Annotated in this window: 22 protein-coding genes; 9 read left to right on the top strand and 13 right to left on the bottom strand. The window is 61.8% G+C overall.

Annotated elements, in window-relative coordinates; genetic code table 11:
* Window positions 1–29 precede the first annotated feature (29 nt).
* From IE095_RS11655 to IE095_RS11645, 3 genes are read right to left on the bottom strand one after another with little or no spacing between them, the layout of a single operon-like run.
* Window positions 30–1,367 carry a cytochrome P450 gene (locus tag IE095_RS11655; RefSeq protein ID WP_189411830.1) on the bottom strand — a complete coding sequence of 446 codons (1,338 nt, stop codon included), beginning with the start codon at window positions 1,365–1,367 and terminating at the stop codon, window positions 30–32.
* The gene (locus IE095_RS11650) at window positions 1,364–2,563 is read right to left on the bottom strand and encodes a hypothetical protein (RefSeq protein WP_189411829.1); all 1,200 of its coding nucleotides are present in this window, start codon (window positions 2,561–2,563) and stop codon (window positions 1,364–1,366) included. The genes IE095_RS11655 and IE095_RS11650 overlap by 4 nt, the downstream gene beginning before the upstream one ends.
* A 43-nt stretch (window positions 2,564–2,606) precedes the next feature.
* Entirely contained in the window at window positions 2,607–3,350 is a 744-nt protein-coding gene (locus IE095_RS11645; RefSeq protein ID WP_189411828.1) for a cytochrome c biogenesis CcdA family protein, read from the bottom strand.
* Between the two features lie 90 nt (window positions 3,351–3,440).
* Between IE095_RS11645 and IE095_RS11640 the strand changes: the two genes are divergently transcribed.
* Window positions 3,441–3,683 (top strand): sulfurtransferase TusA family protein, encoded by a 243-nt coding sequence (locus IE095_RS11640; protein ID WP_189411827.1) that lies wholly within the window; start codon window positions 3,441–3,443, stop codon window positions 3,681–3,683.
* Window positions 3,684–3,904: 221 nt separating this feature from the next.
* Here the strand turns inward: IE095_RS11640 and IE095_RS11635 are convergent, their stop codons facing one another.
* Complete coding sequence (locus IE095_RS11635; protein ID WP_189411826.1) at window positions 3,905–6,679, bottom strand: Rne/Rng family ribonuclease; 2,775 nt, start codon at window positions 6,677–6,679, stop codon at window positions 3,905–3,907.
* 519 nt (window positions 6,680–7,198) lie between these two features.
* On the opposite strand from IE095_RS11635, the gene IE095_RS11630 reads away from it, so the two are divergent.
* The gene (locus tag IE095_RS11630; RefSeq protein WP_189411825.1) at window positions 7,199–8,473 is read left to right on the top strand and encodes a DUF4874 domain-containing protein; all 1,275 of its coding nucleotides are present in this window, start codon (window positions 7,199–7,201) and stop codon (window positions 8,471–8,473) included.
* Here IE095_RS11630 and IE095_RS11625 read toward each other — a convergent pair.
* The 3 genes from IE095_RS11625 to IE095_RS11615 form a co-directional block, all read right to left on the bottom strand.
* Window positions 8,470–8,922 (bottom strand): hypothetical protein, encoded by a 453-nt coding sequence (locus IE095_RS11625; protein WP_189411824.1) that lies wholly within the window; start codon window positions 8,920–8,922, stop codon window positions 8,470–8,472. The two genes, IE095_RS11630 and IE095_RS11625, sit on opposite strands and share 4 nt — an antisense overlap.
* A 72-nt stretch (window positions 8,923–8,994) precedes the next feature.
* Complete coding sequence (locus IE095_RS11620) at window positions 8,995–9,684, bottom strand: ABC transporter ATP-binding protein (RefSeq protein WP_189411823.1); 690 nt, start codon at window positions 9,682–9,684, stop codon at window positions 8,995–8,997.
* Window positions 9,677–10,963: a lipoprotein-releasing ABC transporter permease subunit gene (locus tag IE095_RS11615; protein WP_189411822.1), complete on the bottom strand. Its 1,287-nt coding sequence runs from the start codon at window positions 10,961–10,963 to the stop codon at window positions 9,677–9,679. The genes IE095_RS11620 and IE095_RS11615 overlap by 8 nt, the downstream gene beginning before the upstream one ends.
* A gap of 159 nt (window positions 10,964–11,122) precedes the next feature.
* On the opposite strand from IE095_RS11615, the gene IE095_RS11610 reads away from it, so the two are divergent.
* A complete protein-coding gene (locus IE095_RS11610; RefSeq protein ID WP_189411821.1) occupies window positions 11,123–11,389 on the top strand; it encodes a hypothetical protein in 267 nt (88 codons plus the stop codon).
* A 33-nt stretch (window positions 11,390–11,422) separates the two neighbouring features.
* Here IE095_RS11610 and IE095_RS11605 read toward each other — a convergent pair whose 3' ends face one another.
* Genes IE095_RS11605 through IE095_RS11595 form a run of 3 tightly spaced genes read right to left on the bottom strand, consistent with a single transcriptional unit; the run spans window position 11,423 to window position 12,661 of the window.
* Window positions 11,423–11,701, bottom strand: coding sequence for a helix-turn-helix domain-containing protein (locus IE095_RS11605; RefSeq protein ID WP_189411820.1), 279 nt, complete (start codon window positions 11,699–11,701; stop codon window positions 11,423–11,425).
* Window positions 11,670–11,942, bottom strand: a complete 273-nt coding sequence (locus tag IE095_RS11600) for a BrnT family toxin (RefSeq protein ID WP_189411819.1) — start codon at window positions 11,940–11,942, stop codon at window positions 11,670–11,672. Before IE095_RS11600 ends, IE095_RS11605 begins: the two co-directional genes overlap by 32 nt.
* Window positions 11,943–12,001: 59 nt before the next feature.
* Window positions 12,002–12,661 carry a ThuA domain-containing protein gene (locus tag IE095_RS11595; RefSeq protein WP_189411818.1) on the bottom strand — a complete coding sequence of 220 codons (660 nt, stop codon included), beginning with the start codon at window positions 12,659–12,661 and terminating at the stop codon, window positions 12,002–12,004.
* Between the two features lie 135 nt (window positions 12,662–12,796).
* Between IE095_RS11595 and IE095_RS11590 the strand changes: the two genes are divergently transcribed.
* From IE095_RS11590 to IE095_RS11580, 3 genes are read left to right on the top strand one after another with little or no spacing between them, the layout of a single operon-like run.
* Window positions 12,797–13,252, top strand: coding sequence for a hypothetical protein (locus IE095_RS11590; RefSeq protein WP_229804733.1), 456 nt, complete (start codon window positions 12,797–12,799; stop codon window positions 13,250–13,252).
* Window positions 13,246–13,467 (top strand): helix-turn-helix transcriptional regulator, encoded by a 222-nt coding sequence (locus IE095_RS11585; RefSeq protein ID WP_189411816.1) that lies wholly within the window; start codon window positions 13,246–13,248, stop codon window positions 13,465–13,467. The genes IE095_RS11590 and IE095_RS11585 overlap by 7 nt, the downstream gene beginning before the upstream one ends.
* Window positions 13,464–14,420 (top strand): NAD(P)-dependent alcohol dehydrogenase, encoded by a 957-nt coding sequence (locus IE095_RS11580; RefSeq protein WP_189411815.1) that lies wholly within the window; start codon window positions 13,464–13,466, stop codon window positions 14,418–14,420. The genes IE095_RS11585 and IE095_RS11580 overlap by 4 nt, the downstream gene beginning before the upstream one ends.
* A 33-nt stretch (window positions 14,421–14,453) precedes the next feature.
* Here IE095_RS11580 and IE095_RS11575 read toward each other — a convergent pair whose 3' ends face one another.
* Together IE095_RS11575 and proS are read right to left on the bottom strand one after the other, a co-directional pair.
* Entirely contained in the window at window positions 14,454–15,443 is a 990-nt protein-coding gene (locus IE095_RS11575; RefSeq protein WP_189411814.1) for a potassium channel beta subunit family protein, read from the bottom strand.
* A 424-nt stretch (window positions 15,444–15,867) separates the two neighbouring features.
* The gene (gene proS, locus IE095_RS11570) at window positions 15,868–17,205 is read right to left on the bottom strand and encodes a proline--tRNA ligase (RefSeq protein ID WP_189411813.1); all 1,338 of its coding nucleotides are present in this window, start codon (window positions 17,203–17,205) and stop codon (window positions 15,868–15,870) included.
* A gap of 127 nt (window positions 17,206–17,332) precedes the next feature.
* Here proS and IE095_RS11565 point away from each other — a divergent pair, with 127 nt between their 5' ends.
* From IE095_RS11565 to IE095_RS11555, 3 genes are read left to right on the top strand one after another with little or no spacing between them, the layout of a single operon-like run.
* Window positions 17,333–18,160, top strand: coding sequence for a hypothetical protein (locus tag IE095_RS11565; RefSeq protein WP_189411812.1), 828 nt, complete (start codon window positions 17,333–17,335; stop codon window positions 18,158–18,160).
* Between the two features lie 54 nt (window positions 18,161–18,214).
* A complete protein-coding gene (locus IE095_RS11560; protein ID WP_189411811.1) occupies window positions 18,215–18,769 on the top strand; it encodes a TetR/AcrR family transcriptional regulator in 555 nt (184 codons plus the stop codon).
* A 1-nt stretch (window position 18,770) separates the two neighbouring features.
* Entirely contained in the window at window positions 18,771–19,049 is a 279-nt protein-coding gene (locus IE095_RS11555) for a YciI family protein (protein WP_189411810.1), read from the top strand.
* Here IE095_RS11555 and IE095_RS11550 read toward each other — a convergent pair.
* Window positions 19,046–19,417, bottom strand: a complete 372-nt coding sequence (locus tag IE095_RS11550; RefSeq protein WP_189411809.1) for a hypothetical protein — start codon at window positions 19,415–19,417, stop codon at window positions 19,046–19,048. The genes IE095_RS11555 and IE095_RS11550 overlap by 4 nt on opposite strands.
* Window positions 19,418–19,509 lie beyond the last annotated feature (92 nt).

Genomic DNA, 19,509 nt, shown 5'->3' with positions numbered 1-19,509 from the left:
TCGGGGAACAGGCTTTCCAAAAGACGACGCTATTTGGAACGCGGGGCTACCCTTAACCATATACCGGCCCGCGACCGCACGGTCAGATTGGCCACCGGCACCGGCGGCGGCCCTTCTGGCGCGAACTGAAACGACCGGATCAGCATCGCCAGCAGCAAAACCCCCTCGGCCATGGCGAATCCGGCCCCGGTGCAAACCCTTGGCCCCGCCGAAAACGGCAGATAGGCATCCCGCGCGCTTTGCTTGTTTTCGTCCCGCGTCCAGCGATCGGGGTCAAAGCCGTCGGGATTGTCCCACATCCGTTCATGCCGATGCAGATGCCAAGGCGAAAGCACCACCTGACTGCCCACCGGCGCCTGCCTGCCGCGAAAGTCCTCGGTCTGCACGTTCTGCCGCACCATCATCGCCACTGGCGGATAAAGCCGCAACGTTTCGCGGAACACATCCCGCGTGAAACGCAGTTTGGACAGGTCTGACATTGTCGGGTTTTCGGGCAAGGTCAGCGCCTCGGCCGCCACCTTGGCCTGCGCATCCGGGAAAATCGCCAACAGATACAGCCCCCAGGCCAAAACTGCCGCGCTGGTCTCATGCCCCGCAAGGAAAAAGATCGCCACCTGATCGACCATTTCGGCGGGGGTAAAGCACTCCCCTGTCAAAGGGTCAGGGGTCGTGATGATCCGCGTCGCCAGATCGTCTGGCGCTGTCCCCGCCGCAATCTGAGCCACCCTTTCATCAACCATATCCTTGATCAGCGCCCGGATCGCCATCGCCGTATTCTTGACCTTTCGCCCATGAAAGCCCGGCAGGCGCGGCAGAAAGGCCCGCACGTTCAGAATGGGCTGTGCCCTCTGATGCTTGCGGAACGCCTTAAACACGCGGCTCGCCGTTTCGCTTTCGATCGGTATGGAAAACAGCGCGCGAAAAATCACATCAGCGGCAGCATGGCTGGCCTGTTCCTCAACCTCCACCACGCCCAAGGGCATCCGCCCCGCCGCCCCCTGCCCCGCCGCCACCATCGCCGGGATCATCTCGCGCAATCGACCGCCCTCAAAGGCCGGGTCAATGATCCGCCGCTGCCGCTCCCATTCTTCCCCACTGGTCACAAAGACCGACCGCCCCAGCAGGGGCTGCAAACCTGCCGTCACCCGTTCGGATTTCGGAAAATCCTTGGGCCGTTCCTCCAGCACGCGGCGCACAAGCGCGGGATCATTGCACAAATAGGACCGGAAGAAGGGCGTTTTGAATTCGGCCATCCACGCCCGGTAAAGCTTTGCAGGCTGTGCTGACAGGATGTCCGAACGGAACAGCCGCAGATAGCGCAGCCTTGACACCTTTTCGGGCCGCGTGGCGGGTTTCGGGGGGATCATCTGGCGTCCCAATCCTTGTTCGCCGATTGCGTCAGGCGGCTTTTCGATGGCGGCCTTGCACCAAATCGTTGCCAAAGCGTTAATGGACCGGCCGTGATGCGAAAGTAATCGTAATCATCGCTTTTCCCGGCCAATTGATCAAACGCACAAAGATATTGAAAATGCAGCCGAAAGAACCGCCAGCGCAGTTGTTTCCAGCGCGGTGGGGAAAGCGTCTGGGTAAAGGCCGCCGAAAGGATCAAGGGCCAACGTTGCCCTTCGGTCGCAACGCCCGAAACCCCCACCGGATCGCACAGCGCAAAGGCGCAACCATCACCGGGTGCCGTCACATCGACCCAAGGAATGTCGCCCTTGGCCATCACCGCAAGATCCGCCCGCAAAGCCTTCGCTTTGGGCAAAAACGAAACCATCGGGACGACATGGCCCAAGGTTAACAAACTGACCTTCCCGCGAACGCTGTCCCTGACGCAATCGGCCAAGATCGACACCGCCAGATGCGCGCCCGAAGAATGGCCGATCACCAGAACCTCATCCCAATCCTGCTCCATCGCCTGCCGGATTGTTACTCCAAACTGCTCCATTCTTTGCGCCAGATCATCGGGATAAGCCCCGCCATGCTGGGCGGTATGGGCATAGTCGTGCATCAGATACCAAGCAAAGACATGCCGGTCGATCCGGCGGAAACCCTGCAAGATCAGCCAGACCAGCGCCATCCCCGGTAACAATCCCCAAAGCCCAAGCCAAGTCCAAACCATCGCGCCGGCCCCCAAGGCCACGGCCAGTTGCAGCAAAAGCAAGGCAATCGGGTAAAGCGCCGCAATCACAGGCCCCTTGCGCAGCCGCATCAGCCTGAACAGCGCGCCCGATCCGATATAGGCCCAAGCGGTGCGGAAAAGCTGGGCATAGGTGGCCACGATCCCGGTCGCCATTGAATCCCGTACAAGATCGGCCCAGACCAGCATCCGAAAATCAGTCTCGACCGACCGCCCCTCGACCTGCCCACGAACGCCCCAGCCATAGCCCTCGCCTTTGGAGGGCATCAATTCCAGCCGATAGCCCTGCATCGCCGCCTGCGCGGCCCCCTCTTTCCGGTAAAGCTCGCGGTAGCGGCGGGGGGGAAAGGGGTCATAGCCCGGAATATAGAACACCTTCCGCCGGAAGTAGGGGGTGGTTTTATGTGCGGGCACGGGTTCCATTCCCCAGCCTTACCCAAGGATCGCGGCGGAAAACAGGCCGTTCCTAGCCAAGACTTGCCAGCGCGGGAAAGGTTTCCAGCAGCCAGTAGGACATGGCGGCGAAACCGCCGGTCAGCATCATCAGGCCGACGGTCCAAAGCATGAGGCCCATGATTTTTTCGATGGCCTCCATGTGCCGCTTGAAGAATCCCAAGGCCTCGCCCAAACGCGGCAGAAAGGCCGCGACGATCAGGAAGGGGATGCCAAGACCAAGGGCATAGATCCCCAGCAAAAGCGTGCCGCGGGTCAGGCTAGCCTCGGACGCAGCCATCGACAGGATCGCGCCCAGTTGCGGACCGATGCAGGGCGTCCAGCCAAAGGCGAAGGCCAGACCCAGAAGATAGGCCCCAAAGGCCGAGCCGCCCTGATCACCCGCATCCAACCGGATATCGCGCATCAGGAAGGACAGGCGGAGGATACCCAGAAAATGCAGGCCGAAGGTCATCACCACGAGGGCGGCCAGGGTGTTGAACCAGCCCATCCATTCGAGGATCAACCGCCCCAGAGCCGAGGCAGCGAAGCCCATCAGAAGAAAGACGGTGGACAGGCCGAGGACGAAGAAGATCGCGGCAGGCAGGGCCGAGCGGCGTTTCTGGCCGATCTCGGACAGGGAAACCCCGCTCATATAGGCCAGATAGGGCGGCACGATGGGCAGGACGCAGGGCGAAAGAAAGGACAGAAGCCCGCCCAGAAGGGCGACCAGCATGGCGGGCGCGAGGCTTGCGTCTAAAAGGTCGATGCCGAACATGGGGCTTGGATAGCTGAAGGGTGGCGGGACGTCACCCCCCGGCTTTTCACGTTGGCTTGACAGGAGGGCTTGCGCAGGGAATGGGAAGGCATGGAAAATCCCGCCGATCAGACCGCCGATTGTGAGGGCCTGCTTTGCCCCCTCCCGGTTTTGCGGGCGCGGAAGATCTTGCTTTCAATGGGGGTCGGGCAGGTTCTGGAAATCCGGACGACCGATCCGATGGCCCGCATTGATCTGCCCCATTTTTGCGGGCAGGCCGGGCATGAATATCTGGGGCTGGCCGAGGTGGGAGGGGTGCTGATCCACCGCATTCGGCGGGGATTTCACGCGTGAAAATCCCTTCAAGTCATTGAATTAGAAAACAATTTCGATTTTTGTTAAGATTTGATTAGGCAGTTTGAGGGTGGAATTGCGGGGTTAGGGGCTTGTGCGCGGGGCGATTTTTTGCGGCATCGGGTTGTTGGTGGGCTGGCACCCACCCTACATTTCGGCCGCGGGGGTTTCGCGTGACGATACGAATGAAAAACCCCGGACCGATGGTCCGGGGTTTTGCTTTAGCGACCGAGTGACCACCAGCCTTTGCGGCGTTCTTTCGGCGGTTCAGGCTCCTTCGGTGATTCCGGCTCGGGTGCGGCGACCGGGTCTTGGGGGTCGGCGTGCAGCACGGCGCTGGCTTCGGCGGCAAGGCCCGGATCAGCTTGCAGCTTGGGGGCCGCAGGGGGTTCGGCAACGGGCGCCGGTTCTGCCCCAGATTCTGCCGCCACCTCGACCTCTGCAACGGCCGCTTCGGCCTTGGGCTTGCGGGCGCGGCTGGTTTTGGCCTTTGGCTTTTCAGCCACCACCTCAGCTGCGTCGACAGCCGCTTCGCTGCCAGCCTCGGCCACCGGCACATCAGGCTTTTTGCGGCGCGAGCGGCTGGGTTTGGCGGGCGCTTCTTCGGCCACCACAACCTCGGCCGCAACATCGGCGGCAGCGGCCACCGGCGCGGCATCGGCCACGGCCTCCTCGGGCTTTTTCCGCGAACGGGTGCGGCTGCGGGCTTTCGGCTTGGTCTCACCAGCCTCGGGCACTTCGACGGGTTCGGTCAGGGTCAGCGGCTCGACGGCAACCTCGGCCTCGTCGCCGTCTTCTTCACCCTCGGCGGTCACGCCATCGGCCTGCCCCGGCTTCTTGCCGCGACGCCGACGACGCCGTTTCTTTTTGGCCCCGCCGCTGCCCGGCAGGCCTTCACCCTCGGCCACCGCTTCGGGTGCCTCATCGCCCTCGCCCTCGACCTCTGCCTCGTCTTCCTCATCTTCGGGCAGCGGAATGATCTCATCCTCTTCCACCCAGCCATCCGCCAGACCCTGCATTCCCGGCAAGGTCACAGCGCCGCCTTCGGGGATCAGCCGGGTTGCCACTTTTAGCTTTTCGATGCTGAAATCCGGGCTGACCAGATGCGGGTCCGCCTCGATCCGCACGGCCATGCCGTAGCGTTGTTCGATCAGCGCGATATGTTCACGCTTTTGGTTCATCAGGAAATTGATGACGGCGACGGGCGCGCGCAGAACCACCTCTTTCGAGCGCTTCTTGGTGCCCTCTTCCTCGAGCTGGCGCAGGATCGTCAAGGCCAGACTGTCGGACGAACGGATCAGACCCGTGCCATGGCACGACGGGCAAGCCTGCGTTGTCGATTCCAGCATGCCGGGGCGCAGGCGCTGGCGGCTCATTTCCATCAGGCCAAAGCCCGAAATCCGGCCCACCTGAATCCGCGCGCGGTCGGTTTTCAGCTTGTCTTTCAGACGCTTTTCGACAGCCGCATTGTTGCGACGTTCTTCCATGTCGATGAAGTCGATGACGATCAGACCGGCCAGATCGCGCAGGCGCAACTGGCGGGCCACTTCATCGGCGGCTTCAAGGTTGGTTTTCAGCGCGGTATCTTCGATCGAGCCTTCTTTCGTGGCCCGACCCGAGTTCACATCGATGGCCACCAGCGCCTCGGTCACGCCGATGACGATGTAACCGCCTGATTTCAACTGCACGACCGGGTTGAACATGGCCGAAAGGTAGTTTTCCACCTGGAACCGCGCGAACAGCGGCGCGGTGTCGGTGTAGCGTTTCACCAGCGGCGCATGGGCCGGCATGATCATGCGCATGAAATCTTTGGCGGTGCGGAAGCCTGCCTCGCCTTCGACCAGCACTTCGTCAATCTCGCGGCTGAACAGATCGCGGATGGTCCGCTTGATCAGGTTGCCTTCCTCATAGATCGAGGCCGGGGCGATGGATTTCAGCGTGGTTTCGCGGATCTGTTCCCAGAGCCGCATCAGGTATTCATAGTCGCGCTTGATTTCGGCCTTGGTCCGCTTGGAACCCGCCGTGCGGATGATCAGGCCAGCGCCTTCCGGCACCTCCAGTTCCGAGGCGATTTCTTTCAGTTTCTTGCGGTCGGTGGCTTGGGTGATCTTGCGCGAGATGCCGCCGCCCCGGGCGGTGTTGGGCATCAGGACGCAGTAACGGCCAGCGAGCGAGAGATAGGTGGTGAGAGCCGCACCTTTGTTGCCACGCTCTTCTTTGACGACCTGGACCAGCATGATCTGCCGGACCTTGATCACCTCTTGAATTTTATAGCGGCGCGAACGCGGCTTGCGCGGGGCGCTGATTTCCTCATGCACATCTTCTTCGGCGACGGATTCGATTTCGTCGTCGATTTCCGAGGCGTGATCGACGGCATGATAGGTCTTTTCGCCGTTTTCGGCGGAAACCTCATGGTCGTGATCGTGTTTGTGATCATGGCCATCATGCGCATGGTGATGGGCGTGATCTTCGGCCGCGTGATCTTCGACGGGCGGTTCTTCGGTGCGGGCGGTTTCAATCAGAGCATCAGCCCCAACCTCTTCGCCCAGATCGACGACATCCATGCCGCCGATTTCGCCTGTGACGACCTGATCGGCTGTTTCAACCGTCGCAGGTTTCGGGCCACGGCGCGAACGGCGGCGATTGCCACCATCGCCCGACGAACGACCGCCACGCGGGCGTTCGTCTTCTTCATCCTCGGCCCGGGCCAGGGCGCGTTCTTCTTCCAGCAGGGCTTTGCGATCCTCGACCGGGATTTGGTAGTAATCCGGGTGGATTTCGGCAAAGGCCAGAAAGCCGTGGCGGTTGCCGCCGTATTCGACGAAAGCCGCTTGAAGCGAGGGTTCGACCCGCGTGACTTTGGCTAGATAGATATTCCCAGCAAGCTGGCGTTTGTTGACGGTTTCAAAATCGAATTCCTCGACCTTGTTTCCGTCGACCACGACCACGCGAGTTTCCTCGGCGTGGGTGGCATCGATAAGCATTTTCTTGGCCATGTTGTTCCATCTGGCCGCATGCGCGAAACCGGCCCGGTCTGTGACCGGGGGTCAGGCCCCACGAGGATGCAGCGATTTGTTCGGGCGAGGGGCGGCGACAGTGGAACGCGGGCCGCGCCATCCGGGCGCCCCCTGCCTGTTCCGATCATGGCGTCGCTGCTCATCGCGGCTCTCAACTTCCGGGGACGATTGCCCCCAACTCACAGCCCGGAACGCCGGGGCGTCATGGGCAATCTCGCGGTCTTGCGACCGATCCGGCTGCGCCCCTTTGCGGCCATTTGAACGGCAATGCGCGGGGGGCAGAGAATTCTTCCGCGGCGCAAGCGCGCGCGTTGGACTGACCCTAGCGGGAAATGGCGGGAAAAGACAATGGGGAAATCGGGGGGCGTTTGGGCTGGGGGGCGAATTGTGAAAAAATTATGGCAAGGCGTCGGGCGGATTTTGGCTGGGGTTGGTGAATTTGAAAGACGGGGGGGCGGGGTGTTGCTATGGGTTTGGGAAAGTTTGAAAGGGCGGCGGATGGGCATTCTGCGGAAAATGGTTTGGGCGGGGGCTTTGGTTCTGGGGCTGGGATCGGGGGCCATTGGGCAGACGGTGACGTTCAAGGAATTGGAACGGCCGGTGGTGTCGACAGAGCGGGGCTGGTGGCGGTTTGCGGGGGACAATTTCCGGAATGTGCAGTTGGATGAGCTAAAGGATATCCGGTCAGAGGGGATCACGCTGGTTTACGGGGTGGTGCGGCTGGATCCGTTTCGCGAGACGGAATCGCTGGGGTCGGTGCCGGCGGATCTGGAGCGGAGCTTTGGCTATGCGCGGCAAGCAGGGGTGAAGGTGATCCTGCGGTTTGTCTATAACTATCCGCAGTCGAGCCAGGAATATGAGGACGCGGAAGACGCTTCGCTGGAGATTGTGGAGGCGCATATCGGGAAGCTGGCGCCGGTGATTGCGGCGAATGCGGATACGATTGCCGTCTGGCAGGCGGGGTTTATCGGGGCCTGGGGGGAAGGGCATACCTCATCGAACGGGCTGGACAGTGATGCGAACAAGGCGAAGGTGCGGGATATGATCCTGGCGGTGGCCCCGGGGGGAATGCATCTGCAATGGCGCTATCCGGCGGATTTGCTGGCCTGGGAGGCGAAGGACAAGCGGGGGCGCTTTGGGATGCACAATGATTGCTTCCTGTCCTCGCCGACGGATGTGGGCAGCTATTCGGAAAACCCAGCGCAGCGGCAAAAGCAGCGGGCGGCCATCGCCAAGATGTCGGGTTCGACCTATTTCTCGGGTGAGACCTGCGACGCGGAAAAGAACAAGATCCGGAAGGGTTGCGGCGACATCCTGCAAGAGGGGGCGCAGTTCCATGTGCAGGCCTTGGGCATCGACTATTACACGGCTTTCCATAAGGCGTGGAAAAGCGGCGGCTGCTATGAGGATGTCTCGGCGCGGATGGGTTATCGCTTTGTGCTGGTGAAGGCGGTGGTTGACGGCGACAAGCTGCGGCTGACGATCCGGAACGAGGGCTGGGCAAGGCTGATGTCGCCGCGCAAGGTGAAACTGAAGGTCGGCAGCAACAGCGTGACCTTTGGCCCCGATGGGCTGGAAAGCATTGGCCCCGGCGACGTGGTGCGCTTGTCCGCCAAACTGCCCGGCGGCCCCCTGCCCCGCAAAGCCTGCATCGCAGCCCCTGACCCCAGTGAAAGACTGGCCAGCAAGGCCGCCTATGCCATCCGCTTTGCTAACGCCGATCAGAAAGGCCAAAAGTGGGACGCCGGCGCATTCTGCTTTAACCTGCCCTAGCCATTCTTGCGTTTCGGGCTGGGGCAGATGCGGATCTTTGGATCAAGCTGCACCAGCCTTTCGGCGCTGATATAGTGCAAATCTTTCGAGCCAAGGTGAAAACGCCACTTGTCAATAAAGCGGCGGCGCACTTCGCCCCGGTAGAATTGACCGATCTGCATGTCGAGAAAGTAATCCACCTGCGGCACACCGGTTTTGGGTGAGGCCCCATGAAAGCCGAAGGTCGCCTTGGGTCCGACGCAAACGTTTGGCAGCGTTGTGAAAATGGTGCAGGCGCTGTTGCAATAGCCCTGAATACGGACCTGTTCCGCCTTGGCCAACTCTCTGCGTCGTGCCTGATACTGCAAGACGTTTCCACCCGGGTCGTTGCTGACCACCACCACCTCGGCCCGTGCCGGGACCAAGGGTGCGCCCAGCAACAGCGCCAGAACCAGTAGCTGCTTGATCATCCCGCCCGCCTTTCCTTGCAGAACAACTTCAACACGGGCGGCGGGTTCCCTCAACCCCGCATCGCGTCGGGGTCAGGAGGCTTTGGCGGAAATGCGCCCGGCATCGAGCCTGATGGTGCGGTCCATTCGGGCCGCCAGTTCCATGTTGTGGGTGGCGATCAGCGCGGCCATGCCGGTTTCGCGGACCAGCCCCATCAGCGCGGAAAAGACTTGTTCCGACGTGGCAGGATCAAGGTTGCCAGTGGGTTCATCCGCCAGCAGCAGGCGTGGGCTGTTGGCCAAGGCACGGCAGAAGGCAACACGCTGTTGCTGGCCGCCGGACAGGGCCGCAGGGCGGTGGCTGGCGCGGTCTGCGACGCCAACACGGGACAGAAGATCCATCGCCTTATCTATGGCTTGCCTACGTGGAGTGCCGTTGGCCAGTTGGGGCAAGACGATATTTTCGAGAGCAGAGAATTCGGGCAGAAGATGATGGAATTGGTAGATAAAGCCAATCTCTTGCCGCCGGGCCGCTGTTCTGGCCGCGTCATTGGCGCGGGACATGTCTTGGCCGGACAAATGAACCTCACCACCGTATTCATCGTCAAGTAGCCCGGCGATGTGCAGCAACGTGGATTTCCCAGCCCCAGAAGGCGCGACAATTGCGACAACTTTGCCCGCAGGCAGTTCCAGATCGATCCCTTTCAGCACAGGGATGGCTTGTTCCGTGCCATAGTTGTGGGTCTTTTTGATCTTTCTGAGCGAGAGGACCATTTTATTCATAACGCAACGCCTCGACCGGGTTCATCCGCGCGGCGCGGCGGGCGGGAAAGATGGTGACGATGAAGGACAGGCCAAGGGAAAGGCCAACGGCGGAAAGCACATCGCCCATCTGCAATTTGGCAGGCAGGTTGTAGATGCCGCGGATGGAGGGATCCCAGACGCCACCGCCGGAAAGGGCGTTCACCGCCGAAAAGATCGGATCAATATAAAGGGCGAAAAGGCAACCCAAGGTGACGCCGGCAATGGTGCCGATGGTGCCTGTAAAGGCGCCGCAGATGAAAAAGACGCGGAGGATCGAACCCTCGGTCAGGCCCATGGTGCGCAGAATGCCGATGTCGCGGCCCTTGTTTTTCACCAGCATGATGAGGCCGGAGATGATGTTGAGTGAGGCGATGAGGACAAGGATCGACATGATAATGAACATGACATTGTCCTCGATCGTCAGCGCCCGCAGGAAGGAGCCGGAACGGTCGCGCCATGTCCAGAGGAGGGCGTTGTCGCCGCCTGCGCCCAGAAGGGCGAGTTGGTAGTCGTCGATCTGTTCGGGGTTTTCGACGCTAACCTCGACCTCATCCGCCACGCCGTCGCGGTTGAAATAGGATTGAGCCTCGGCAAAGGGCATGTAGATGCGGGTGTTGTCGATGTCATAGCGCCCGGCGGTGAAGATATAGGTAACGGTATAGGCCTTGACGCGGGGGCTGGTGCCCATCGGGGTTTTCGCCCCGTCCGGCGTGATCAGGCGCAGCTTGTCCCCCACTTGCAGGCCCAGTTCGCGGGCAATGCCAGAGCCGATGGCGATGCCTTGATCAAACTGGGTGATATCGCCCATGTGGTCGGGGCCGTGGCCGATGCGGGGGATTTCGGCCAGATCGGCCTGGGATAGGCCCATCACCTCGGCGGCAGCATTGCGGCCATTGGCATTGGCCATGGCCTGCCCCTTGATCATCGGGGCGGCGCGCAGAACACCGGGGATTTCGCGGATGCGTTCAGCGATCTCGGCGTAATCGGGGAAACCCTTGGTGATACGGCCGTTTTCGTCGATGGTTTCGGCGGCATAGACGCTGACATGACCATTGGCCCCAAGGATAGTATCCACAAATTCCGCGCGGAAACCGGCGCGGACCGAAAGGGTGGCGATCAGCGCGAAGACGGCCAAAGTGATGCCCACAAGGCTGATCCAGGTCATGACGCTGACGCCACCCTCGGCCCGGCGGGCGCGCAGATAGCGCCAGGCGATCATCCATTCAAAGCCCGCAAAGGGGGGGGTGCGTTCGGCCAAGGCGCTCTCCTGTGCATTGCTGGCGCAAAGTGGGGGTTGGGGCGGGCAAGGTCAACCCGCCCCGGCAAAAGGGTGCGCAAGGCCCCTTCACATTGCCACGATCTTGCCGTAATTGGCCGCAGGCCTTTGGCCGGAATAAAGAAAATATCGAGGGATATGATGCGTTACATGAAATTTGCCGCCGCCTTGCTGGCCGCGTCGCTGCTGAGCGCCTGCGGGGAAGAGGAATGCACGGAAGAGCTGGTGCAGGCGAAAACCGCCGAATTGACAACGCTGATGCAAGAGGTTCTGGCGAAAGACCCGCAAAAGATGCTGACGTTGCAGCCGAAGCTGGAAGAGATCCAGAAGGACGCGATGGCAGCAGGGGATGATATGCAGGCGGCCTGTGCGGCGCTGGATGAATTGATTGCAGAACTGAAGAAGTAAAGGGAAAGCCCCGGCCAAGGCCGGGGCTTTTTCTTAGGCGACGGCCTTGGCCACGATGTCGGGGTGCTGGGCGATGACCTTGACATAGGCCACAGCAAAATCGGGGGCGGTGGCGCGCGCCTGTTCCCAATCGCGCAATGTGCCGACCGGCACATGGAAGCGGCTGGCGAATTCGGTCTGGGAAAGGCCGAGCGTCGTGCGCGTCTTGCGGATCAGCCGGGCGCGCTGGCCACGGTCAAGCGCTTGGGCCGTGACGTCGAAATCTTCGGCATCCACAGGATCAGGCTTCAGTATGATAGGATCGTTCTTCACCCTTGTTGCTCCTTCGCACCGAGATGTAACGCGGCAGATCGTTCCGCCAGACAAAGACGGCGGTATAGTGTTTTTGCTCCACCCGTCCGATCACCTTGAAACGCTCTTCCCCGTCGATGGCCCGGACGGAGGGCAGGATCAGATGGTTTTCATCGGCAAAGATCTTGTCGCCGAAAGTCAAGGGCAGGCCATGCTTGGCCAGATTTGCCGCGTTTTTTGAGGGATCGAACGGATCGACCATAGGGTGATACTACGGGATTTCCGCAGATCTTGCAACAAGACTGCGGAAATCCCGTATTTTTAGGCGACGCGCCGACGGGCGGCCCATTGGAGGCCGCGTTTCAAAAGCTCGGCGGGGGGGCCACTGGCGATGACTTCGGCCTTGTGGCCAAGGGCGTTGTAGTAGACGCGGCCCCTGCCCCAGCCTTTGGTAAAGACGACGGGCATTTCGACGGCCCCGTTCACCGAATGCGGGCCTTCGACGAGGGGGAAGTCGGTGACGGCGTGGATTTTGACCGCCGGATCGACATGCAGGTAATATTGTTCGGTCGAAACGTCGAAATCGCCGATGCCTGCGACCAAGGGATCGTTGGTGACGATCCGCACGCGGTAATCGACGCCGTCGTTGCCGGGATGGGCGACCCATTGCGCGCCGGTCATGAATTGCCACAGTTCATTTTCACGAAAGGAATCGCACATGCCGCCGTGGCAACCGGCCAGCCCCGTGCCAGCGGCGACCACATCGGCGACGTTCTGCGCCTGTTCCTTGGTGATTTTCGACATGGTCCAGACCGGCAGGATCAGGTCATAGCTGGCCAGCGTCTGGGCATCATCGAAACAGGCTAGGCTGTCGGTCAGCGTCACATCGGCCCCCGCCTCGGCCAGCCAACCTTGGAAAAGGGCGGCGACCTTGTCGGGTTCATGCCCGTCCCATCCGCCCCAGGTGATCAGTGCTTTCATCGTCCCCTCCGGAAATTTGATCGCAAGGTTGCGGGAAATGGGGGGAAGGTCAATTGGGTTGCGATGTAAAGAATCTTTGACGCCAAGTATGGCATGATTTACCCAATGTCATACAAACCGAACATGAGGGTGATCATGAGCTTTGAAGAACGCAATGCGGCGGTGGGGATTGTGATCAGCCTGATTGCATGGGGGCTGATGATCAGCGTGCTGTCGCAGCGGCAGGCGGCGGGAGTCTTCGATGGGGCCGATGGGCCAATGCTTTGGGCGCGGACGGTGTGCTGGCTGATTGCGGCCTGTATCGCCATCGGCATTGCGCTGACGGTTCTGGCGACGGTGCTGTATGCGGCGGTGACGGGCGAAAGAAGCCCGAGTTTTGAAAAGGACGAACGCGACAATCAGATCGGCCTGCGCGGTTTGCAGGTGACGCTGGTCGTCATGTCGATGGGCATCGTGGGTTCCATCGGGGCGCTGGCTTGGGGGGTGACGGTGGTAATGGCATTGAACCTGATCCTTGCGTCCTGCGCCTTGGGCGATATGGCGGGGACGCTGGTGAAACTGTTCCTGTATCGGCGGGGCATGGCATGGTGATGCGGCCCAAGATCACCAACCAGATCCGCCGCCTGCGGTTTGAGGCGGGCGAGATGACGCAAAAGGATTTGGCCGAAAAGGTGGGTGTGACGCGCCAGACGATCATGGCGATTGAGGGGGCGAAATACTTCCCCTCGCTGGAACTCGCCTTTCTGATCGCGCGGGCCTTTGGGCAGCCCTTGGATGCAGTGTTTCAATGTGAGGAGGGGACATGAAAGCGGCTGTAACGCGGGCCTATGGGCCGCCTTCGGTGATTGAATTGGTTGATGTGCCAGAGCCGGAGTTGTTGGCGGATGATCTTTTGGTGCGGGTGACGGCGAGTCCGGTGACGGCGGGCGACAGCCGGATGCGGGCGCTGAATGTGCCGCGCGGCTTTGGTCTGATCCTGCGGCTGATCCTGGGCTGGCGGCGGCCGCGCCGTGCGGTGATGGGGATGGAGTTTGCCGGTGTGGTCGAGGCGGCGGGGCCGGGCTTTGCGGTCGGGCAGCGGGTCTTTGGCATCACCGGGCTAAAGGGCGGATGCCATGCCGAAAAGTTGGCGATTGCGGCGAGCGGGCGGGTGCGGGCGATCCCTGAGGGGTTAAGCGACGCCGAGGCCGCGGGGTTTTTCTTTGGCGGGCTGACGGCCTTGGATTTTCTGACGCGGCAGGCCGGGTTGGAGGCAGGGCAGCGGCTGCTGATCAACGGGGCGACGGGGGCGGTGGGATCGGCCGCGGTGCAGATCGGGCGGCATCTGGGGGCCGAGGTGACGGCGCTGTGCGGGCCTGCGAATGTAGCATTGGCCTTGGAATTGGGCGCGCATCACGCGCAAGGCTATGACGCGCCACTGCCTGCGGGGCCGTTCGATGTGACCATGGATTGCGCGGGCACCCTGCCCTATGCGCGGGCCATGCCGCATCTGGCGGCGGGCGGGCAGTTGCTGGTGGTTGTGGTGGCCAGTCTGGCGCAGCAGTTGGGGCACAGCCTGCGGCCCCGGCGGAATGGGCATCGGTTGCATGTGCAGACGGCGGTGGACAGCGGGCCTGCGATGGATCGGCTGATCAAGCTTTATCGCGCGGGGGGCTATCGACCCTTGGTGGGGGCCGAATTTGCCTTTGCCGAGATCCGCGCGGCCCACGCCTTGGCGGACACGCGGCACAAGCGGGGGGCTGTGGTGGTGAAGATGTGACCCCCTCCCCCGCTGGGGAGAGGGGGTTTGCACCTAGAACCGCTGAGGTTCGGCGGGTTTGTTGCCCATGACGGATTCGATGGCGGCCAGCAGGTCGGGGGTCATCTTGGCGCGGTGATCCAAGGCGGCCAGATTGTCCTGCAACTGTTCCAGCCGCGACGCGCCCAGAATGACGGTCGAGACATGCGGCGTATTCAGGCACCAAAGAAGCGCCATGTGATGCAGCGGCAGGCCTGCTTCGGTGGCGAGCTTGCCTAGGGCTTGGGCCTTGGCGACCTTGGCCTGACCTTCGGCGGAATTGAACATGTCGCGCAGCCATTCGTAGCCTGCCAGATTCGCGCGGGCGTCGTTCGGGATGCCGTTGTTGTATTTGCCGGTCAGCAGGCCGCTGGCCAAGGGCGACCAGATCGTGGTGCCGAGCCCCCAGGTTTCATAGATCGGCAGATACTCGGATTCGACCTTCTGGCGTTCAAAGAGGTTGTACTGCGGCTGTTCCATCGTGGGTGGGGTCAGATGGTCGCGGGCGGCGATGGCGTGGGCGGTGGCAATCTGCGCCGCCGACCATTCGGACGTGCCCCAATAAACGACCTTGCCCTGCCGGACGAGCGTATCCATCGCGCGAACGGTTTCCTCGATCGGGGTGTCGATGTCGGGACGGTGGCAGAAGTAAAGATCAAGGTAATCGACCTGCAAACGGCGCAGGGCGGCATCACAGGCATCGCGGACGTGTTTCGCCGAAAGGCCACGCTGGGTGGGCTTTTCGCCGCCCCAGAAGACCTTGGAGGAGACGGCATAGCTGTCGCGGGTCCAACCGAGGGCTTTCAGGGCATGGCCCATGACGACCTCGGAATTGCCCTGCTCATACCCCTCGGCATTGTCAAAGAAGTTGACGCCGGCGTCATAGGCGGTGCCCAGCATGCGTTCGGCAAGGCCGGTGTCCACCTGTTTGCCAAAGGTCACCCAAGACCCGAAAGAGAATTCACTGACCTTCAGCCCGGCCCGGCCCAAACGGCGATATTGCATCGCACCCTCCTTGTATGAACGTTACACCATGTGGGGCGGCGCGGGGGAATGTCCAGAGGTGGAAACCGAAGCGCGGGGGCATCGAGCCCCCTTGCTTCGGCGGGGGCTGTCCGCCCCCACGGGCACGGGGTGCCCTCCCCCGAGGATATTTTTCAAGAGTAGATTTAGAGGCTGTTAAGCTTTCAGCGGTAAATTGCAGGGGCGGTACAGGCAGGGATGCCGATGACCGTAAGAGAAGATGGCCCCGTTCAGCATGGCTGAACGGGGTTCTTTTGTTGGCTCTCATCTTTTCTTCAAAAATATCCCGGGGGGAGGCGAAGCCCGGGGGGCAGATGCCCCCCTTCTTCCCGCAAACCCTAGCGACGCTTGCAGCGGCGCGGGCGGAACGGTGACGGCGGCGCGCGGGTTGTCGCGCCGCTTTGGCTTAACGTCCGGCGTAGATCTGGGCCACGCGGTCCACGGCCGCCTCGGGCGACATTTCTTCCGACTCGCCGGTGCGGCGCGAGGTGAGTTCGACGACGCCATTTGCCAGCCCGCGCGGGCCGACCGTGATGCGCCAGGGCAGGCCGATCAGGTCCATCGTGGCGAATTTGGCCCCTGCCCTTTCGTCGCGGTCGTCATACAACGCCTCAAGCCCTTTGGCGGCCAAAGCTTTGTAAAGCCCTTCGCAGGCGGCGTCGGCGGCGCTGTCGCCCCGTTTCAGGTTGACGATGCCCACCGGGAAGGGGGTGACGCCTTCGGGCCAGATAATCCCCTTTTCGTCATGCGACGCCTCGATGATGGCACCCAGCAGACGGCTGACGCCGATGCCGTGCGAGCCCATTTCGACGGGAACTTTCGAGCCGTCGGCGGTGACGACAGAGGCGCCCATGGCGTCGGAATATTTTGTGCCGAAATAGAAGATCTGGCCAACCTCGATCCCCCGCGCCGATTTGCGGTGGGCTTCGGGGATCTGGTCAAAGACCGCCTGATCATGGGTTTCATCGGTGCGCGCATAAAGCGTGGTGAATTCCTTGCAGACTTCGGCCACTTGCGCGCGGTTGTCATAGTCGATGTCGCGTTGGCCCAGACGGAGGGAGGTCACGCGGTCATCATAGAAGACTTCGGATTCGCCGGTGGAGGCGAGGACGAGGAATTCATGCGTATCTTCGCCGCCGATGGGGCCAGAATCGGCGCGCATCGGGATGGCGGTCAGGCCCATGCGTTCATAGGTGCGCAGGTAGCTGACCATATGGCGGTTGTAGGCGTGGATGGCGGCGTCGCGGTCGACGTCAAAGTTATAGCCATCCTTCATCAGGAATTCGCGGCCGCGCATGACGCCAAAGCGGGGACGCATCTCGTCGCGGAATTTCCACTGGATGTGGTAAAGGGTCAGGGGCAGGTCTTTGTAGCTGCTGACATGGGCGCGGAAAATGTCGGTGATCATTTCCTCGTTCGTCGGCCCAAACAGCATTTCGCGGTCGTGCCGGTCCTTGAAGCGGAGCATTTCCGGGCCATAGGCGTCGTAGCGCCCACTTTCGCGCCAGAGGTCCGCCGATTGCAGAGTGGGCATGAGGAGCGGGATATGGCCCGCGCGGATCTGTTCCTGATGGACGATCTCTTCAATCCGCTTCAGGACACGGTAGCCCAGGGGCAGCCAGGAATAGATGCCAGCGGCCTGTTGTTTGATCATGCCGGCGCGCAGCATGTAGCGGTGCGAGACGATCTGCGCCTCGGCGGGGTTTTCTTTGAGGACAGGCAGGAAATAGCGCGACAGACGCATGGGATGACCTTTGGATCAGGGTTTGAAGGTTCCTAACGCGCAAGGAATGGCCGGGCAAGTGCCGCGGGGCTTGCCGGGGGCGATTTGGCGGGCAATGGTGGGGCGGGATGGGGTATGGGGACGGTTCATGGGTGATCTGTTGATCTATGGGGGTCTGCTGGCCCTTGTCGGGGTCTTGGGCTGGTTTTTCTTTGGCCGGGGCAAACCGGGTGGGGGGGCAAGGACTGGCGAGGACGCGGCGCTGGAAACCCTGGTGGAAAAGGCCCGGGCGCAGGCGTTGCGGGGGGCTATTCTGGCGGTGACGGATCAGGATGCGGTGGATGGTTTGGACCTGACGCCCTTGGGGGAGGTCTGGGTGACGCGGGACGCCGGTTTTGATGCGACGAATGCTTTGGCCCGGGCGGCGGCGGCAAAGCATCGGGAGGCGCGGGTGGTGACGGGCGTGCGGCAGACAATGACGGCCAAGGGCATGGAGTGGCGAGGCTTGGCGCAGGCCGCTCGGCCGCGCGACTATCGGCTGATGCCGGCCAAGGCCCAAGGCGTTCTGCCCGTTCTGGTGGATGGATCCAACGTGGTGAATTGGGAACGAAATGCGGGATTGTCTGAGGTGGCGAACCTGAACATCCTGAAAGCGGTGGTGAATATCCTGCGGGGCGAAAGGCGCGAGGTTCAGGTGATCTGTGATGCCTCGATCGGCCATGTTTTGGCGGGACGTTTCATGAATTCTGGAATGCTTTGGGAGGCCCTGGGCAAGCCGAAAGGCGTGCAGGTGACCGTGATCGAGAAGGGGCAGATTGCGGATCAAGCCCTGATCGACAAGGCGCTGAAGACGGGGGCAGAGATCGTGACGAACGACCTTTACCGCGACCATCCGGCGGCGGCCTTTCTGCACTATCGGCGGGGTTGGTCGGGCTATGGTCGGGTGGGTTTGCTGGATCTGCGCAAGGGGGATTGACGATACTAGGACGTTCGCCCTAATTATAGGTCAAACGTCCTAGCGAGCCCTCTGATGCCTGTTGCCACCCCAGAAAAGATCGCCGAACTGGCCGACCGTCTGTTTTATGAACGGGGTTTCGCGACCACGTCTTTCGCGGATATTGCGGGGGCATTGGGGATTTCGCGGGGAAATTTCTATCATCATTTCAAGACGAAGGATGCGATCCTTGACGCGGTGATGGCGCGGCGGCTGGAACAGCGAAAACTGTGGCTGGCGGAATGGGCGGCCCTGGGGCCAAGGGCGGCGCTGCATCGTTTCATCGACATTCTGACGGTGAATGAGGCGAAGATCATGGCACATGGCTGCCCGGTGGGGGGCTTATGTCAGGAATTGGCGCGGCTGAACCATGCGGCGCAGCCGGGGGCGCAGGCGATTGCGGGGCTGTTCATCGACTGGCTGGCAGCACAACTGGTCTTGGCCGGGGGGCGTGAAGAACTGGCACGGCATCTGTTCGGGCGGGCGCAGGGGGTGGCGGCCTTGGCCAATATCACCGGCGATAAGGCCCTGATGCAGGCGGAAGTGAAGGCCTTGCACCTGTGGCTGGACGAGGTTTTGAATGGAGAATGAAATGCATCTGATCACCCTGCGCTTTGGCGCAGAGAAGGCGCGTGCCGCGGAATTCATGGCGGGGCACAATGCTTGGCTGCAACGGGGTTTTGACGAGGGGGCGTTTCTGGCCAGTGGCAGTTTGCCCGGCGGTGCGGGCGGGTTTGTTCTGGCGCGGGGCGCGGGGGTGGAGGCGCGTGTTGAGGCCGATCCCTTCGTGGCCGAAGGGATCGTCATCGCCGAAATTCAGGCCCTGCCCGCCACACGGATGGTGCCGGGGCTGGCGGCCTTGGTCGCCTAGGCGCGGCCAACGCCGTGACGGAGGACGGTGAGCCCAAAGACGAGCATCCCGCCCAACACGAGCAGGGAGCCAATGGCAACGACAGCCTCTTGCCCCTTGAGGATGGCCAAAGCGATGCCGATGGGCATGACGATTGCGCCCAGAACGGACAACAGCAGATGAATACGGGCCAAGCCGCCGACAGCCTGCGGCGTCAAGGCATAGTAAAAGCCGAAAAGCGCCAAGGAGACCCAGCCCACAAGATTGAGATGGGCATGGACGCCGCCAAGGGTATGGTCCTGCGAGGCGGCCATGAAAATACCAAGGCCCAGGCCGCAGAGCGCGGAAAGAACAGCGGCGAGAAGGAAGGATTTTGCAATAGGGGTCATTGAGGTGCCTTTTCGGTGCCAAAGGAATTGCGTGCCGAAAACTCTAGCGAAGCGTCGATGCCGCAAAAACCCCCGTTTCGGGAACATAAGCC

Source organism: Neogemmobacter tilapiae (assembly GCF_014652215.1).
In the GTDB taxonomy this organism is placed as follows: domain Bacteria; phylum Pseudomonadota; class Alphaproteobacteria; order Rhodobacterales; family Rhodobacteraceae; genus Neogemmobacter; species Neogemmobacter tilapiae.
The sequence above is the reverse complement of the archived record's forward strand: the minus strand, read 5'-3'. Positions and strand labels throughout refer to the sequence as shown.

Coding starts and splice junctions, on each gene's coding strand:
- IE095_RS11620 (WP_189411823.1), bottom strand. CDS start 9,684: ATGAATAAAATGGTCCTCTCGCTCAGAAAGATCAAAAAGACCCACAAC.
- IE095_RS11630 (WP_189411825.1), top strand. CDS start 7,199: ATGGGCATTCTGCGGAAAATGGTTTGGGCGGGGGCTTTGGTTCTGGGG.
- proS (WP_189411813.1), bottom strand. CDS start 17,205: ATGCGTCTGTCGCGCTATTTCCTGCCTGTCCTCAAAGAAAACCCCGCC.
- IE095_RS11555 (WP_189411810.1), top strand. CDS start 18,771: ATGCATCTGATCACCCTGCGCTTTGGCGCAGAGAAGGCGCGTGCCGCG.
- IE095_RS11590 (WP_229804733.1), top strand. CDS start 12,797: ATGAGCTTTGAAGAACGCAATGCGGCGGTGGGGATTGTGATCAGCCTG.
- IE095_RS11550 (WP_189411809.1), bottom strand. CDS start 19,417: ATGACCCCTATTGCAAAATCCTTCCTTCTCGCCGCTGTTCTTTCCGCG.
- IE095_RS11610 (WP_189411821.1), top strand. CDS start 11,123: ATGCGTTACATGAAATTTGCCGCCGCCTTGCTGGCCGCGTCGCTGCTG.
- IE095_RS11635 (WP_189411826.1), bottom strand. CDS start 6,679: ATGGCCAAGAAAATGCTTATCGATGCCACCCACGCCGAGGAAACTCGC.
- IE095_RS11580 (WP_189411815.1), top strand. CDS start 13,464: ATGAAAGCGGCTGTAACGCGGGCCTATGGGCCGCCTTCGGTGATTGAA.
- IE095_RS11575 (WP_189411814.1), bottom strand. CDS start 15,443: ATGCAATATCGCCGTTTGGGCCGGGCCGGGCTGAAGGTCAGTGAATTC.
- IE095_RS11565 (WP_189411812.1), top strand. CDS start 17,333: ATGGGTGATCTGTTGATCTATGGGGGTCTGCTGGCCCTTGTCGGGGTC.
- IE095_RS11655 (WP_189411830.1), bottom strand. CDS start 1,367: ATGATCCCCCCGAAACCCGCCACGCGGCCCGAAAAGGTGTCAAGGCTG.
- IE095_RS11650 (WP_189411829.1), bottom strand. CDS start 2,563: ATGGAACCCGTGCCCGCACATAAAACCACCCCCTACTTCCGGCGGAAG.
- IE095_RS11645 (WP_189411828.1), bottom strand. CDS start 3,350: ATGTTCGGCATCGACCTTTTAGACGCAAGCCTCGCGCCCGCCATGCTG.
- IE095_RS11640 (WP_189411827.1), top strand. CDS start 3,441: ATGGAAAATCCCGCCGATCAGACCGCCGATTGTGAGGGCCTGCTTTGC.
- IE095_RS11585 (WP_189411816.1), top strand. CDS start 13,246: ATGGTGATGCGGCCCAAGATCACCAACCAGATCCGCCGCCTGCGGTTT.
- IE095_RS11625 (WP_189411824.1), bottom strand. CDS start 8,922: ATGATCAAGCAGCTACTGGTTCTGGCGCTGTTGCTGGGCGCACCCTTG.
- IE095_RS11560 (WP_189411811.1), top strand. CDS start 18,215: ATGCCTGTTGCCACCCCAGAAAAGATCGCCGAACTGGCCGACCGTCTG.
- IE095_RS11600 (WP_189411819.1), bottom strand. CDS start 11,942: ATGGTCGATCCGTTCGATCCCTCAAAAAACGCGGCAAATCTGGCCAAG.
- IE095_RS11595 (WP_189411818.1), bottom strand. CDS start 12,661: ATGAAAGCACTGATCACCTGGGGCGGATGGGACGGGCATGAACCCGAC.